This window comes from Parapedobacter koreensis (genome assembly GCF_900109365.1).
Lineage (GTDB): Bacteria > Bacteroidota > Bacteroidia > Sphingobacteriales > Sphingobacteriaceae > Parapedobacter > Parapedobacter koreensis.
Genome location: NZ_FNZR01000014.1, coordinates 61,972 through 76,212 on the forward strand (window position 1 = coordinate 61,972; position 14,241 = coordinate 76,212).

A 14,241-nucleotide genomic window follows, 5' to 3' on the forward strand; every position below is an offset into this window, starting at 1 on the left:
AAATTCTCTACAACTATTAGATGCTTAGGAGCATACTTGTAACCTTCCATAATGGACAAAAAGAACAATCACGAGAAGATCTACGACAAACTGTCGTCCCTTTTCAACATTAGAATCAAGGCACAATTAAAAGACAGTCCCCTTGAATTCCATAAGTTGCTTCATATTAAAAACGTAGTAACCGAGAATGAAAACTATGTTATTATATTTAAAGGAAAAGAACACACGTTGATTTTTAAGGATAGAGATGAACTCATTACAAATTTCATAGCTTACATTGAAATTGAAATCAGTGTACTTGAAGAAGAATTTGAGGAACTAAATCAGTTTGAAAATTCGAGCATGGGAATCAAATATGATGACAATGAAGTTTATCTGCATCATGAAACAATTGGCCATAGCTTACATAAATTGAATCAGATAAGGGATCGGCTTATAAAGGATAAAGCATCGCACTGAACGGCGATCTCGTCGTTCGAGACTACCAAATCAACTTAGATTCTAAAACACCAAAATAATGACCACGATAATGAAAATGACTGAAGACGAAACCATTGAGCTATTGATGAAACACCTCGTTGAAAAAGGATGGCAAATTGACAGCCACTGTTTAGGTCAGACAAAGGGATGCGATATCGTCGCATCTAAAGATGGCAATCAAATGTATATTGAAGCTAAAGGAGCCAAGGCTTCGGACAATGCCCCTACCAAAAAGCGGCAGTATTTTGATAGTGGGCAGATAAAGACGCATTTTGGAAAAGCGATTGTGAAAACACTCGAACTAAAGTCTTTATATCCAAATGCGCGGTTTGCCATCGCACATCCGGATGATATCTCGATACGAAAAGCAATCGGACACCTTACCCCTTTTCTGTCTGCACTGGGTATCATTCATTATTGGGTCTCTGCGGATGGGGATGTGTTACTTTGACCAATGCAACCTGGATTCTCATAAAATAAGCAAGGTCTGACAGTATTTTGTGGATAGTTTTGAGAGTCTTATATTATAATGATGAATATGAATTCAGATTTAACAATGCGCCAAATTGGGGATAACGAACTTGATAAAAAGATATATCGCTTTGTTTCTTTCGATGCGCTATTAGAAATCATTTCTTATAATAGAATTACTTTGCCAAAAGTTTCTACATGGGTTTTGGGATAGAAGTCTTTATTTTGTTAAAAAGTGATGTGAATTCAGAGCTTGATGTAATATAGTTAGCCAAGTGAATTTGCTATTTAACCCCTTAATCCTTAACTTTGTAAATAATAACAAAGCATAACTACCATGCAAGAGGTAACATTGAAATTCAAGAATAGTAAGACAATGGAAGCGCTGTTGGACTTCGCAAAGAAGTTTGACGTGGTAGTGGAAAAGAAGGTGCCCATTCAAAAAACGAAAGGCGCGCCGAAATCCGACCAAAACCAATTGCCCATTACATTTGCGAAGCACGCCGATGTCACCGCGTTGGCTGGCATTTGGAAAGACAGGGAAATTTCACTTGAGGAATTGAGGAAAGACGCCTGGGCTGACCGCATATGAGCTACGTCATTTGCGACACCAATATTTTCATCTCGCTTTTTCGGGGTATTGACACAGCCATTGCAGAACTGCAAGCCATCGGCAGCGAAAATATATTAATTCCTTCCATTTCGGTGATGGAACTTTACCGTGGTATGCGGAATAAAAGTGAACTCACCCAAATGAAGAAAAAACTGAATAACTACAACGTAATTCACTATAACGAAGGGGTATCCGAATTGGCTATCAAATTGGTACTGGACTATCGGCTATCACATGACCTCACGATACCGGATGCCATCATCGCCGCGATGAGTGTCGTTTACGGGATTCCTTTGTTTACCTACAATGTCAAGGATTTCAAATTCATTCCCCGTATAACATTGCATGAATAATCGTTGCTGTTTTTAGGGGGGAGGTCAGGTGGTTTTGTGGCCAATGTATTGCCGGGAACTCTCATATAAATCAAAAAGCCATGCCCCTTCGGCTATGGCTATCAATAACTGATGTTCTCGACTAAACTAAGCAATTGCTATAACTTCTCGACTTCTTCGACAGGAAGTCCTAACCCTTTCGCAATATCTGCAACAGGCATACCCATTTTCTTGAACTCCAATGCGGATTTCAATTTTTCAGCATGGGCTTTAGCGCGCTCTTCCTTTAAGGCTTCATTAACCGCATAGTCCAATATGGCCTTGTTGTCCCATTTGCGTTTTAAGCTGGTATCGTACATATCCTTTTCCTCCTTCGTCAATTTACTGTATTCAGCAATGTCAAACAGTCTCTCAAAAATCGGCTTCCGAAGATATACCGGAATCTTGTCCAACCTGCTCATGTTTTTCAGCACATAAAGCCACCCATCAAGATCCGTTCCTAATTCGGATTCCTCTTTTACAAAGTTAATCAACTCCAAGTAAATAAACCCAAGGTGATCATAAAAAACTTTGCCCGTATCCCTGTTGCACAGGCAGATATCGTGCAGGTATCGGTCATCGTCGTCATCGCCGGGCATGGGAAAACCGTCCATCAGCACGATGACGTAGACTTCGCTGATGCCATAGTCCCAGTCCTTCCGCTTACCCTTTGGCGCTTGGTCGGATATAAGTTTGCTGCCGTAGTACAGCATCCGACGTTTGAGGTTGACCTGCGCACTCCGCTGCACCTCGATAATAAATTGTTCGCCATTGCTGGCCGTACAGGTTAAATCGAAAATGACACCCCCAATTTCTTCGGTATCGCCGGGATGTTCATTTTTGTTGTAAGTCAATTCAACAATCTTCTTCCGGCCGCGGAAAACCTCGTTGAGGAAAGCGATCAATAAGTTCCGGTTCGGATATGACCCGAAGATTTTTTTAAAACCGAAATCGGTGGTTGGGTCTATAAATCTTCCGACGGTGGTTTGGTTTAAACGTTGTTCTTTCATGGTTAAGGAATTGACAATTAGATGTGTTTCAAAGATAAATATTTTGTAAATATTTACTAATATTTTTATCTTTTTATTTGACCGTAATTCTTCCGAAAGGTTAGCTTTCCGGGGATTCCATTGCTTAGATAACGATATTTATACCCATATAAGAAACACGTTTGATAGCACGGATTGTGATATCACCGAAAACAGAGACCTATGGCTGAAAAGAAAGACATTTCCCTCCAGACCTCAACAATATCCGATGACCTCCTCGTCAACAAGATATACCTCATCCGTGGCCAAAAAGTAATGATAGATAACGATTTGGCTGAGCTTTACGGTGTGGAGACCAAACAATTAAAAAGACAGGTGAGGCGTAATATGGAACGGTTTCCCGAGGATTTTATGTTTGAATTATCAGATGGGGAATATCATGTTTTAAGGAGCCAAATTGGCACCTTAAAACAAGGAGGACATTCAAAATATCCGCCGATGGCTTTTACCGAACAGGGAGTAGCAATGCTGTCTAGCGTGCTCAATAGTACGCAGGCCATTGCCGTGAATATACAAATCATGCGCATTTTCACCAAGATACGCCAAATACTGATGGACAATACTGACATACGCTTGGAAATCGAAAAGATAAAACGTTCTTTGGATAACCATGACAAAAATATTGGGTTAGTATTCCAGTACCTCGACGAGCTGAATGACAAGATTGCACGGCCGCCACTACTGCCAGACAGGGAACGCGTGGGGTTTAAGATTGGGGAATAATAACATATTGTAAGTTTCCCGGAAAAAGGCTGTTAGCGAATAATGAATGACAAGCTACTCAGCCAGTTGGCCAATTATTGAAAAAATGAAAAAGAGCGATAGAAAAGATTGGGAAATCCAAATGCTATATGACCGATACCCTGACGGATGTAGGGGTGATTGTCATTGCGTGCATCCAGCAGATGACTGCGGCTGCGAAGATTGCCAACAGCGGCTGCATATCAGGTATTCCGAAGCTATATTGAAAAAATTCATCGCTTGTAGGCTGAATTGAGGAATTGATAGAACAGTTTAGCAGGTGCACTTGCAAGATACAGATTACCCAAAAAACACTATCTTTAAGAGCGGATACGTATGTTTGCATTTAAACAAATAATATGAACATGAAAAAACAAAATAAATGGTTTGCGATCACCTTCATAATAGTTTTTATAGTGGGTTTCTTTCTAAAATCTCTCCACCTATCAGTTGGTGACATCTTTATTTTAACCGGAGGTATTGGTAGTGCGTTATTTTTTGTTCCAGTGTTATTTAAGAGACTGTTTCAGTAGTTTTTCTGTGTGGGCAGGTTGTCGGGGGGAGGGGTGAAAGAAGGAAGGCTTTATAACATGGACAGCTGTCTGAAAATTAATTTGTAGTTAATAGCATTACAATCAGCACCTTGTAGCCAAATATTTGGAAGTTAATGTGTATATGTTTACCTTTGTAAGACTTATGGAAAAAGTTCAAAAGAATAAAGAAACCATTGTCAAGTTTTTACACCAAACGGTTAAGAATAAGGAGATGGTACGTTCATATTTGAAGGGTGAAACAAGCTTGGATGTGGTAACCAAAAAGGGTATCAAGTTTGCAAAGCCGTTATGACTATTCTTTTGATGAAGAAACCTTAACCTACAACTTCATCACAAAAAACAATATCACTTACCGCGTTGCTTTTGTCGCGGATGAATCGCTTGCATTAATAAATGACACGTTGTTTGGCAATGTTTATCAAATCGTCATTGAAAAAGTGACCGACTCCTTGGAACCATTGGACAACCTAGTCTCCAAAACTGTGAACGCCATTATTGTTCGTTTCTTTGAAAATGCAGAACAATCGCTTCTCTATGTTTGCTCAGACAATGAGCACAAGGCTGAGATTCGGTATAGAACATTTGACCGTTGGTATAAGAACAGCGATTATAAGGAATATATTGTAAAGGTGGATAATCCTATGTCTTATGTTATCGCAGGCCAGTCCTATAAATTATATACTTCGCTTCTTTACCATAAAGACCATCCTTCTATCCATTCGATATTGGATGTATATAGCCAACTTGAAACAGCATTGAACGCAGAAAAATAAGGCGTCAATATCCCGCGGTTTAGCCGCAGCTTTAGATTGTATTGCCGAACACCTCCCCCTCCCGGTGATCTGAGTGTAGACGATGATTGTATTCTCCCCGGAAATTAGACACGAATATATATGGAATTCACTCACCAATTACCTCCCAATGGCCGCCTTTGGCTGGGCCGATACGGGTCAGTTTATTGGCCCGCTGCAATTGGCTGGTGTTGCGCGCTACCGGACGCTCGGTAATACCGAGCAACTGTGCAAGATCAGGGATGGTGATTTCGGGATTCTCCCGAATGTAGGCTATAATTTTCCCCGACGTTTTCCCTGTGTCGGTGGGATGCCATTTCTGCCGGTATTAGTTGGTGGCCTATACCATATTTAGCATATGTCGGCTTCCCGAAAAAAACCTTAGCGAATAGAAAAATGATTGACAGCTCTACAGTAATATTACGTTGCCGAAATGAAAAAACCGTCCCACATTGGTGAGACGGCTCAATATCAAATCATGGTAGAACAGGCTACCGTCATTTCTTTTTATTGCGAACTATTTTAAACCGCCAGATTTCACTAGCTGGATTTCGCGCACCATATTATCCAATTCGTCACTATTTTGACTCTGAATAAATTTTATGGCATCAGTATATTTTTTAGCAAATCGAGCGCTAAACACGCCCGTAGATTGACTGGCAAGTCGCTTACCTCCTCGACGCTTACTTTGTTGCACTCTTTTGCCAATACCTTTAGATTGTCCTCGTACCATGCTACTAAAATAATAATTCTTTTTTTAAATCAAAAATTTTTGCGGGATTATCACCTTCTAAATCAATCGAATAATATTTCTCACTCAACGTCACGTTTGTTGAAATTGCGCCAAAGCTTTTAAACAATTCCGGTCTTTTGCACTTTAATAAATAATAGGTCAGGCTTGGATCATTTCCATAATCGTCAAAGATCAATCCCAAAGGCACATACCGATCCGTCTTTTTGTATCTTCTTATTGCCCGTATAGTTGCCTCCCTTCTTGGCAACGAAATCAAGGTGAGATGAACCTCATATCCGATTCCATTTAACTCCATGGCAACGGTAATAAGTCGCTCCGGGTCTTGACCAATTGTAGGAACTACAATATTGTAACCATGAACAATTGATTTAGTTTGAAGGGCGAGAATTTTATTGGGATTAGGATTAAAACCTGTTATAATCTGTGATGACTCTGAATGAACAAGTGAAGCGCCCCACGGTAATTCATGGAATTCTGGCAATTTTCTCTTTGCATAATCCGAATCTAATATAATAGCATTATTATCATCAGCGATTTGATTACAAATTCCCGATTTACCTGATGCGGGCAAGCCAATTACAAAATATGCTTTGTAATCGGACTTAATCCCTGTTAACGGTAATGCACCACCAGTACCGAGCCGAATATCCTCATCATCATCGAGTCTTTTTAAAGCAAATAATTCCTCAATAATCTGTTTTCTCAATTTCCAACGATCTGGTTCACTTCTAAACTCTGCAACCCTATTATTATCAAAAGTTAAGGTTTGAACTCCTGGCTGCTCGTAGTCCACTAATCCTTTTTCACCTGTTAAAATTTTAAAGTTTATTCTCTCCTCACCAGGTTGCGGTTCGAAGCCCAACACCTCAAAAAGAAAATGATCAACTAGTTTAATATCTATTAAAGGACGAGAATAGGTACCCATTATTGTTGTTTATGATTGCGCACAATTTTACCACTTTTCTTAGTAAATTACAACTTGTTTTGTTGCCAAATAGTAATTATCGGATTACAAGCCTCATATTGAAGCAAGTCATCCGAGGATTAACTATTGTCACAGGTGATGTTAAGCCTCTATAATCCCCTCACGAAGGCATTTATCTAATGTTTCGACCATTAATCCGAATGCGTTTGCTTTCGCAACCGGTGCGTTTACCTCAGGTCTATTTGTTATAGCAGAAATCGTTGGTCGCCTCATTAAAACATAATTGTCACGAACTTCTTGAAGCCGGTAGGCTATGTAAAAATCACTACCTCTATAAGAACCGCGATAATAGTGAATCTTGGTACTCTCATCACCTGTCATATGATCGTCGTTAAAAATATTGCCTCTGGGTAATAGGAAGGTCAAACAATCTGCTATCAAGGCGACAAAAACGCGATTATTCCGTGAGGAATCCCCTGCAACATCACTGATTACCAAATCTTCGACAGTGTCCGCGAGTTTTTGTAAATTGAAGCGAAGCTGATTTATTTCTGGAAATAGCGTACGGAGGTAATCAATCAACAACAAAAAAGGGACATAATAGAAATAGATGGACATTGTGAAGTTTCAGGCCTAAACGGAATTGTGAAGTCTTTTTGTTGTCAAGAAAAAATTGCAACTTTGAATATGGCAATGACTATGAGTGCAAGTAATAAAGCACAGAAAGAAACATGTGCCAGCTTACCAAAAAGGAAAATGTCAACATTAAAAACCGTCGCCGCCTGCTTTTGCCTAGCTATCCTCTTCGCTTTGGGATCTTGTAAAAAACAAGAAACACTTTCGTTGTTGCGCGTCAAGGTACTATCGACAACCAATGAGCCTATGGTGGGAGTGGCGTTGGAACTTTTGCCGCCATCGGAATACGGTGTGATGATATGGGGAGAAGGCGTAATCCAGCAGGTTACAGGGGAAGACGGCATAGTGGAGTTTACGTTTGATCCCAAGAAAGACTACCAATTGTTTTTGATGGGGAGCTGCGCTTATGGAACGCTTTCAGGAAATGAAGGCGCGACCTTTTTCGAGACCGGAACGTTCAGAAGTGAAGAAGAAATAGATAACTCACCGGGGCAAACCCCACCGGCACAGATAGGTGGGGTAAAATATGCTGACATAAACGGCGACGCCATTGTAGATGACCATGACTTGATAATCCCATTAAGTTCAGTGAAAACTGCGGAATTGACAATCCGGATCGAACCATATAATTTGAATTGTATTTGAGGGAAAGACACGAACCACAGAATAATTTCTATCATAAATGGATTTCTTGTTTTTTTGGGGACTGGTAATCTTGCTGGTAATTGCGATTGTCGTCGCCCTGATTTATGCTTCCTATTGGCTTCCGAAGCGATTGGGCAAAAGAAAATTGGGACGTTGGCTTTCAGGTATATTAACCACGGGCGTCGTAGCGTTGTTTTTTGCGACAGTTTTTGAGGATCAATTGTTTTTTAAAACTGATGCTGCTGAACGATTGGGCGAACATCATATTGAACTCAAGGACGATTTCAAACTTGTCTCGAATAAATCAGGCGGGTTTTTGGACTACTACCACATATTTGTGCTGGCTATCTCACCGGAAGATAAAAACCGGATTATAAACCATATTGTGGCGGCTGATAACTATCAAGATAATGAGGTGGAAATGTTTGATATAAGAAATGGAAAACCAAGATACAGCGAGAAAGGCACGTCGTTTACCGCAAACTATCAGGACGAATGGAATTACATTTACGAATTTTATCAACCCAATAAGCGTGGGTATACACCCACTTGGGATCGTATTTCAATATCAAAGGCTGAAAACACACTGGTGTATGAACGGATTCTTGATTGATAGCCACTTCTGAACTTAACGTCATCCGTTTTATCTTGTCATGCATATAATGAAAACAGCTATAGTTTTTGCGCTACTTGTGGCAGGTTGGAACGTTTCGCCATGTCAAACAGTGCTCCAAACACTGGAAAGCGATAGCGTTTTGGAGGGTTACATCGCTGACATGAAACGGGAAATTAGTTTGGAAAGGCCCTTAATGAATACGCAAAAAATCTATCGGATTTGGACAGGTTTTCAAGTGGTGGAGCTGGAGCTTTTAAACGATTCTTCTGTCAACGGCCGAGTCGTGAATTTTATAGCCAAAAACGATAAAAAAGGCATAAAAAAGAAGTTGTTGAGTGACAGTAGGACGATATCCCAGAAAACGGTAAGCAGGTTGATAGAAGATTTGAATACAGCCAACATCGAAGAAATTAAAGATGCAACGCACATCCCCGGCTATCCAATTGGGTTCGACGGTACTCAATACATCTTTGAGGTATTCACGAATAACAGGTATCGGTTATATGCTTATTGGGAACCCTTGAATGACCATTATGCCAAACCTGACGTCCCCGATGTAGCAAACGTCCGCAAGATCCTGCATAGGCTACATGAGGAACTTGGCCTATGGGAATCTTTCATAACCTTTAGAGATAGCCTACCTCCGGGAAACTATAGTTATGGCGGGATAAACATGATCAAGCTGAAAGATAAGATAAATTGATAATATTGTTATGGAAGCCGGCATCAAAAAACATTAATTTAGGCACAGTACCCAGTATGGAATCTAATAAACTATCAATATGCTTAAACCAATGAGAAAGCTTTTCGATCTCTCCCTCCCCGAAGAAAACAGCAGGCGCAAAACCATCGCGGTGGTTATGACTGTGATCCTTGCAGGATTACTGACCCTTTGGGGGATTCATGGAATAGGGGAATACGGTATTGCCCTTTTTTTATTTACTCCACTTTTCATCGGTGCCAACCCGTCAATCCTATATGGCTGGAGGAAACCTATAACGCGGAGGGATGCTTTCCTCCTTGGGCTATTGACACTTGGCATCTTTATGGCCGGGCTGGTACTTTTTGCTATTGAGGGGTTGATTTGCATAGCGATGGCGGCACCATTTGCGCTCTTTTTTATGTGGATAGGTAGCTTAATCGGCTATGCAATAATCAATAAGGCGCCAAATAATGCTCCGACGGCTACGCTGCTGTTAGTCGCCGCCATACCGGCAATGGCTTTTGTGGAGAAGGACATTGAACCGGCCTTGACCTCCGTCACCACTTCCGTGACGATAGTGGCCGATCCGCACACCGTGTGGGAAAATGTGATAGCTTTTCCCCGGATGGGTGAGCCGGAGGAGTTTATTTTTAAAACCGGGATAGCCTATCCCGTGGAAGCCAAAATCGATGGTATGGGCGTTGGCGCGATAAGGCATTGCAACTTTACGACGGGAAGCTTTGTAGAACCGATTACGGTATGGGACGAGCCGAGGCTTCTGCAATTCGACGTTGCCGAACAGCCTGCGACAATGAAGGAACTCAGCTTCTGGGACGTCGATGCTCCCCATCTGCAGGATTACCTTGTATCTAAAAAAGGAGAATTCAAATTGACTGGTTTGCCCGGAGGGAACACCCTGCTGGAGGGGACAACTTGGTATTGTCTCCGCATCAAACCGGCTTTCTATTGGCATCTCTGGAGCAAGGGCATTATACATAAAATACATGCACGGGTATTGAACCACATTAAGACAAATGCGGAGATGGAGGCTTATCAAATCAAATACACCAAACCGCACCGTTAGGTTTTTTAGGCGCCCATACATGATAAACTAAGCAAAAAATTGGCGGATAAATCACCATTGGGATTAGGCAATATGGCTAAAATTTAGTTAACTTCGGGAGCTAGATGATTGACCAAACCAATGGAAAGAATAATTAACCTGCCCCTTAGCTGCATGGTGTTTTCAACGAACGTAACAATTGGCATTTTTCGTCTTTTTCGGACGTAAATTGAAAAGGTTGATCATTAAAGAAAAATTTAGATGATTGGACTGATGGCAATAACTACATAATTGTAATGGGACTATTCGACTTTTTAAAACCAAAATCCAAGAGCGGGCAATTTGTTACGGAGGTTGCGTTCAACCGCAATCGGGATAAGCAAATGCAAATGGCAACGCAGACACTTGACCAGTTGCGAAAGGTAAATGTACCTGTCGGCAAGGAACTAAAACTGGAATACTTTTTCTACACCAACACGGCGGAAAAGGCGGAGCGCTTAGCAAATGAAATAGGAAAACTGAATTACTCGGTTCGCTATGGCATTTCTGCTGGGGATAAAAAGCTATTTATTATAACGGGCTGGACAACTGAAATGGAAATGGCAGACGATGTTGTAACGCAGTGGACAAAACACATGTGTGAACTTGGATACCAATTTGATTGCGAATTTGACGGATGGGGAACTGACCCAAACCAAGATGACAACGAAGATAGTCTTGAAAACGCCTTCGAAGGACTGAGAAGTATGGCTTTTTCTACAGAACCTGACCAACTTAGACTTGCATTGCCAATTGACAAGACCGTTGTTTATGGGGTAATTATGGATTGGGAAATGGGCGGTGCAATAGCAACAATTACTTCGTATCAAACAGGCGACGCAAGTTTGTATTTAAGTTCGGGGGGTGGTATTATCGGTGGTGGACAACACGAAAACGTAAATAATGCTGCAAAGCAATTGGTAAGTTTAGCACAGTCATTTCTCGACAAGGCGACAAAAACCCAAGCGACAACGTTGCCGACAACTGGTCAAATAAAATTCCATCTGCTAACGAACAATGGAATTTATGTTGGGCATGACATAATGGAAAACTTAGAGGACAATTCTTCAACATGGTTAAAATTATTTGAAGAAGGCAACAGGGTGCTGACGGAGCTTAGAATGACAACGGAAGACAAATAATAAAATGATTCAAAAAGCCATGAAGGGAATGATTTGCATGTTGCTCATCTTTTACGGCATAGCTTGCAAGAATAAAGCACATCTCTTTGATGTGGATGAGTATAGGATTGGTGTGAAGCACCGGAGCATACGGGGAACCATTTTTAAGCAAAGCTACCCGTTTAATCGTTTTTTTGTGAATGATGTGGATTCCACTTTCCGCTGGACACCTACGGCCGAAGATATCGAACTGGCCGAAAAAATCCTGTGCCAACAAATTGCAGAATTAAACGCTGACAGGGTTAATCAAGTGGATAATTGCCCAACAATACATAAGCACCTCAGCAAGTACTTCCGCCAGTATGTAGGGATAACAAACGATAACGGACAACGTGTAATCCATGTCAATTTTTACTGGAGCAGGTATAGTCTATGGGATAAGTGGCGAGGTATAAATGACGACCGGTTGAGGTTTTGGGATGACTATGAGGTAGTGTTCGATGGCTGCTCCTATTATTGGCAGGTAAATATCAACTTGGATAATATGATTCTTTCGGATCTCAGTATAAATGGAATCTCCTAGCTAATATTCTTACTTGTTTTTAACATTTCTTCGAAACTCCTCCCCATCCTAAAGCATTCGGCTTTCTGATCACCCAAAAAGCTGCCATATTCCTCTCAAAGTTGTATATCTCCGCCAAATAAAGAGCGCTCAACAGCATCGGAGCGATCAGCAAATCGCTATAGGGAACGCGATTATATTGCATATAAAAGCGAACTTAGCGGAGCTATCTCATTGATGCCAAAAAGAACATTGATCAATATCAATAATTTGCCTAAGTTTGGCCATTGCCGAACAAAAACAGTAAGTAAGACCGATATGCCGAAAGCCCGATTAAAAGAAGACACCCACACGGAGTTTAAGAGCTCTTTTACCGACGCGGTAATCGAATCATTGACAGCCTTTGCCAACAGCAAGGGCGGGCGGGTATTAATCGGAGTGGACGATAAAGGCTTGCCCGTTAACGGTTTTACCATCGGTGCGGAAACACTACAAAAATGGGTAAATGAGGTAAAGAACAAGACGCAACCGAGCATCATACCAGATGCAAACACCATTGACATGGGAGGCAAGGAAGTGGGCGAACTGTCCGTGAAGGAGTTTCCGGTAAAACCGGTAGCTTTTAAGGGCAGGTACTATAAGCGGATGAACAATGCAAATCACTTATTATCCCCGGTTGAAATTTCAGATCTGAGCCTCCAGTCTCTACAGCTTTCATGGGACTCATACCCGGCACATGGTAAAACATTTGACGACCTTGATATATCGTTGATTGAAAAATTTATCGAACGTGTTAATGCCGCAGGAAGATTCCAGCTGCTTACCGATGCAACTAGCAGCCTCGAAAAGCTAAAGCTGACCAGCGGCAGTCAAATAACCAACGCGGCCTGGTTGCTCTTCGGAAAAGGCAATATCGGCTATAATGTACATTTGGGCAGGTTTAAAACGCCAACCTTCATTATCGATGACAAGATGCTGAACGGAGCCTTATTTCAAGTGGTGGATGAAATCATGCAATACCTCGTTGCGCGCATTAAAGTAGCGTTTGAAATAAAGGGGATACCTACGCAACGGACTGAAATATTCGAGTATCCTTTGCCGGCACTACGCGAAATAGCACTCAACAGCATAATCCACAGGGATTACCGGAGTCCGATAGATATTCAGGTGAAACTTTTTGATAACTATATTTCGTTTTTCAATCCCGGCAAATTAATGGGAGATCTTACTCCTAAAGATTTAGAACGCGACAATTATCGTGCTTATGCACGCAACAAGCTGATAGCGGAAGCCTTTTACCTGACTGGGGATATTGAAAAGTACGGAAGCGGCTTCTTGCGCATAAGAAATGAAATTTCCGCCTACCCAACTATGAAACTAAAGGTCGAGGAAATACCTAATGGATTCCATGTTGAATTGAGGTATACGGAACAGAAAACTTCTACATCCGTAAAAGAGGGGATAAAAGAGGGGATAAAAGAGGGGATAAAAGAGGGGATAAACTTATCACCGAACCAACAGATAATCTTGGATACCATGATTATAAATCCAAGGGTCACCATCCCTGAATTGTCCGAAATTGTTGGTATTAATGAAGCGAATATACAAAAGAATGTTAAGAAGCTGCGTGAGTTCGGGAAAGTAAAACGTATCGGCCCGGCAAAAGGAGGATATTGGGAAGTAACTGATTAACTCAACATGAACCATTTTATCCAATGGATTGATATCCGAATCCCTTTTCTCCATACCCTTCCTCCGCGAAAACAATTCTAAAAGTATTACGCAACTGATTCGAATGGAGAGCGAGACGGAATTGTTCTATAATGGGAACTTTTCCGACACCGCTAAGGTGGATACGTAATCTCCCCGGAAATAAGCTACAAGAATAATTGTATAATTCAGGTCGCGAACGTAGCAGGCTTAATGACAAACGATCGGGAACAATGTGACGACTAATTGAATGATAATGAATATCATACTAAAATGGCTGCTTATCGGCTGGTGCTGCGGAGCTGCAGCTGGTGCCATGGGGCAAGAGAAAAAATACATCATGCTGGACATGTTGGACAGCCTGGATATGCAGGATAGCCTTTACAAAGTAAGCCGC

At 41.3% G+C, this 14,241-nt stretch carries 19 protein-coding genes; 15 read left to right on the top strand and 4 right to left on the bottom strand.

Translation table 11 applies throughout. The annotated features are described in order from the left end of the window. Window positions 1-51 precede the first annotated feature (51 nt). From BMW65_RS22875 to BMW65_RS22890, 5 genes are all read left to right on the top strand, one after another. Entirely contained in the window at window positions 52-459 is a 408-nt protein-coding gene (locus tag BMW65_RS22875) for a hypothetical protein (RefSeq protein ID WP_090609232.1), read from the top strand. A 58-nt stretch (window positions 460-517) separates the two neighbouring features. Beyond that, window positions 518-931, top strand: coding sequence for a hypothetical protein (locus tag BMW65_RS22880; RefSeq protein WP_177181276.1), 414 nt, complete (start codon window positions 518-520; stop codon window positions 929-931). A gap of 87 nt (window positions 932-1,018) precedes the next feature. Next, a complete protein-coding gene (locus tag BMW65_RS24350) occupies window positions 1,019-1,165 on the top strand; it encodes a hypothetical protein (protein WP_177181277.1) in 147 nt (48 codons plus the stop codon). A 123-nt stretch (window positions 1,166-1,288) separates the two neighbouring features. After that, complete coding sequence (locus tag BMW65_RS22885; RefSeq protein WP_090609233.1) at window positions 1,289-1,543, top strand: hypothetical protein; 255 nt, start codon at window positions 1,289-1,291, stop codon at window positions 1,541-1,543. Continuing rightward, window positions 1,540-1,917, top strand: coding sequence for a type II toxin-antitoxin system VapC family toxin (locus BMW65_RS22890; RefSeq protein WP_090609235.1), 378 nt, complete (start codon window positions 1,540-1,542; stop codon window positions 1,915-1,917). Before BMW65_RS22885 ends, BMW65_RS22890 begins: the two co-directional genes overlap by 4 nt. A gap of 137 nt (window positions 1,918-2,054) precedes the next feature. Here BMW65_RS22890 and BMW65_RS22895 read toward each other — a convergent pair whose 3' ends face one another. After that, window positions 2,055-2,945 carry an Rpn family recombination-promoting nuclease/putative transposase gene (locus tag BMW65_RS22895; RefSeq protein WP_090609237.1) on the bottom strand — a complete coding sequence of 297 codons (891 nt, stop codon included), beginning with the start codon at window positions 2,943-2,945 and terminating at the stop codon, window positions 2,055-2,057. Window positions 2,946-3,146: 201 nt separating this feature from the next. On the opposite strand from BMW65_RS22895, the gene BMW65_RS22900 reads away from it, so the two are divergent. The 3 genes from BMW65_RS22900 (at window position 3,147) to BMW65_RS24910 (ending at window position 5,425) form a co-directional block, all read left to right on the top strand. Continuing rightward, the gene (locus BMW65_RS22900) at window positions 3,147-3,707 is read left to right on the top strand and encodes an ORF6N domain-containing protein (protein WP_090609238.1); all 561 of its coding nucleotides are present in this window, start codon (window positions 3,147-3,149) and stop codon (window positions 3,705-3,707) included. An 847-nt stretch (window positions 3,708-4,554) separates the two neighbouring features. Continuing rightward, window positions 4,555-5,052 carry a DUF6169 family protein gene (locus BMW65_RS22905; protein WP_090609240.1) on the top strand — a complete coding sequence of 166 codons (498 nt, stop codon included), beginning with the start codon at window positions 4,555-4,557 and terminating at the stop codon, window positions 5,050-5,052. Between the two features lie 82 nt (window positions 5,053-5,134). Next, complete coding sequence (locus BMW65_RS24910; protein ID WP_245747725.1) at window positions 5,135-5,425, top strand: hypothetical protein; 291 nt, start codon at window positions 5,135-5,137, stop codon at window positions 5,423-5,425. A gap of 162 nt (window positions 5,426-5,587) precedes the next feature. Here BMW65_RS24910 and BMW65_RS24355 read toward each other — a convergent pair whose 3' ends face one another. The 3 genes from BMW65_RS24355 to BMW65_RS22925 form a co-directional block, all read right to left on the bottom strand. Next, window positions 5,588-5,803 (bottom strand): hypothetical protein, encoded by a 216-nt coding sequence (locus tag BMW65_RS24355; protein ID WP_090609243.1) that lies wholly within the window; start codon window positions 5,801-5,803, stop codon window positions 5,588-5,590. 4 nt (window positions 5,804-5,807) lie between these two features. After that, on the bottom strand, window positions 5,808-6,749 hold the full coding sequence (locus tag BMW65_RS22920) for a zeta toxin family protein (RefSeq protein ID WP_090609245.1): 942 nt from the start codon (window positions 6,747-6,749) through the stop codon (window positions 5,808-5,810). 141 nt (window positions 6,750-6,890) lie between these two features. Beyond that, entirely contained in the window at window positions 6,891-7,367 is a 477-nt protein-coding gene (locus BMW65_RS22925; protein WP_143053991.1) for a hypothetical protein, read from the bottom strand. Between the two features lie 138 nt (window positions 7,368-7,505). On the opposite strand from BMW65_RS22925, the gene BMW65_RS22930 reads away from it, so the two are divergent. The 7 genes from BMW65_RS22930 (at window position 7,506) to BMW65_RS22960 (ending at window position 13,826) form a co-directional block, all read left to right on the top strand. Further along, complete coding sequence (locus tag BMW65_RS22930) at window positions 7,506-8,030, top strand: hypothetical protein (RefSeq protein ID WP_143053992.1); 525 nt, start codon at window positions 7,506-7,508, stop codon at window positions 8,028-8,030. Window positions 8,031-8,067: 37 nt separating this feature from the next. Beyond that, window positions 8,068-8,643: a hypothetical protein gene (locus tag BMW65_RS22935; RefSeq protein ID WP_090609250.1), complete on the top strand. Its 576-nt coding sequence runs from the start codon at window positions 8,068-8,070 to the stop codon at window positions 8,641-8,643. 196 nt (window positions 8,644-8,839) lie between these two features. Then, window positions 8,840-9,349 (top strand): hypothetical protein, encoded by a 510-nt coding sequence (locus BMW65_RS22940; protein ID WP_143053993.1) that lies wholly within the window; start codon window positions 8,840-8,842, stop codon window positions 9,347-9,349. Between the two features lie 91 nt (window positions 9,350-9,440). Next, window positions 9,441-10,433, top strand: a complete 993-nt coding sequence (locus BMW65_RS22945; RefSeq protein WP_245747726.1) for an SRPBCC family protein — start codon at window positions 9,441-9,443, stop codon at window positions 10,431-10,433. Window positions 10,434-10,708: 275 nt separating this feature from the next. Then, complete coding sequence (locus BMW65_RS22950; protein WP_090609255.1) at window positions 10,709-11,593, top strand: ribonuclease E inhibitor RraB; 885 nt, start codon at window positions 10,709-10,711, stop codon at window positions 11,591-11,593. 4 nt (window positions 11,594-11,597) lie between these two features. Next, window positions 11,598-12,155: a hypothetical protein gene (locus tag BMW65_RS22955; RefSeq protein WP_090609256.1), complete on the top strand. Its 558-nt coding sequence runs from the start codon at window positions 11,598-11,600 to the stop codon at window positions 12,153-12,155. Window positions 12,156-12,371: 216 nt separating this feature from the next. Beyond that, the gene (locus BMW65_RS22960) at window positions 12,372-13,826 is read left to right on the top strand and encodes an RNA-binding domain-containing protein (protein ID WP_090609258.1); all 1,455 of its coding nucleotides are present in this window, start codon (window positions 12,372-12,374) and stop codon (window positions 13,824-13,826) included. Window positions 13,827-14,241: the final 415 nt, after the last annotated feature.

Excerpts from the sequence above, each read along its gene's own strand:
- BMW65_RS22875 (WP_090609232.1), top strand. The coding sequence starts at position 52 with ATGGACAAAAAGAACAATCACGAGAAGATCTACGACAAACTGTCGTCC.
- BMW65_RS22880 (WP_177181276.1), top strand. The coding sequence starts at position 518 with ATGACCACGATAATGAAAATGACTGAAGACGAAACCATTGAGCTATTG.
- BMW65_RS24350 (WP_177181277.1), top strand. The coding sequence starts at position 1,019 with ATGAATTCAGATTTAACAATGCGCCAAATTGGGGATAACGAACTTGAT.
- BMW65_RS22885 (WP_090609233.1), top strand. The coding sequence starts at position 1,289 with ATGCAAGAGGTAACATTGAAATTCAAGAATAGTAAGACAATGGAAGCG.
- BMW65_RS22890 (WP_090609235.1), top strand. The coding sequence starts at position 1,540 with ATGAGCTACGTCATTTGCGACACCAATATTTTCATCTCGCTTTTTCGG.
- BMW65_RS22895 (WP_090609237.1), bottom strand. The coding sequence starts at position 2,945 with ATGAAAGAACAACGTTTAAACCAAACCACCGTCGGAAGATTTATAGAC.
- BMW65_RS22900 (WP_090609238.1), top strand. The coding sequence starts at position 3,147 with ATGGCTGAAAAGAAAGACATTTCCCTCCAGACCTCAACAATATCCGAT.
- BMW65_RS24910 (WP_245747725.1), top strand. The coding sequence starts at position 5,135 with ATGATTGTATTCTCCCCGGAAATTAGACACGAATATATATGGAATTCA.
- BMW65_RS24355 (WP_090609243.1), bottom strand. The coding sequence starts at position 5,803 with ATGGTACGAGGACAATCTAAAGGTATTGGCAAAAGAGTGCAACAAAGT.
- BMW65_RS22920 (WP_090609245.1), bottom strand. The coding sequence starts at position 6,749 with ATGGGTACCTATTCTCGTCCTTTAATAGATATTAAACTAGTTGATCAT.
- BMW65_RS22925 (WP_143053991.1), bottom strand. The coding sequence starts at position 7,367 with ATGTCCATCTATTTCTATTATGTCCCTTTTTTGTTGTTGATTGATTAC.
- BMW65_RS22930 (WP_143053992.1), top strand. The coding sequence starts at position 7,506 with ATGTCAACATTAAAAACCGTCGCCGCCTGCTTTTGCCTAGCTATCCTC.
- BMW65_RS22935 (WP_090609250.1), top strand. The coding sequence starts at position 8,068 with ATGGATTTCTTGTTTTTTTGGGGACTGGTAATCTTGCTGGTAATTGCG.
- BMW65_RS22940 (WP_143053993.1), top strand. The coding sequence starts at position 8,840 with ATGAATACGCAAAAAATCTATCGGATTTGGACAGGTTTTCAAGTGGTG.
- BMW65_RS22945 (WP_245747726.1), top strand. The coding sequence starts at position 9,441 with ATGAGAAAGCTTTTCGATCTCTCCCTCCCCGAAGAAAACAGCAGGCGC.
- BMW65_RS22950 (WP_090609255.1), top strand. The coding sequence starts at position 10,709 with ATGGGACTATTCGACTTTTTAAAACCAAAATCCAAGAGCGGGCAATTT.
- BMW65_RS22955 (WP_090609256.1), top strand. The coding sequence starts at position 11,598 with ATGATTCAAAAAGCCATGAAGGGAATGATTTGCATGTTGCTCATCTTT.
- BMW65_RS22960 (WP_090609258.1), top strand. The coding sequence starts at position 12,372 with ATGCCAAAAAGAACATTGATCAATATCAATAATTTGCCTAAGTTTGGC.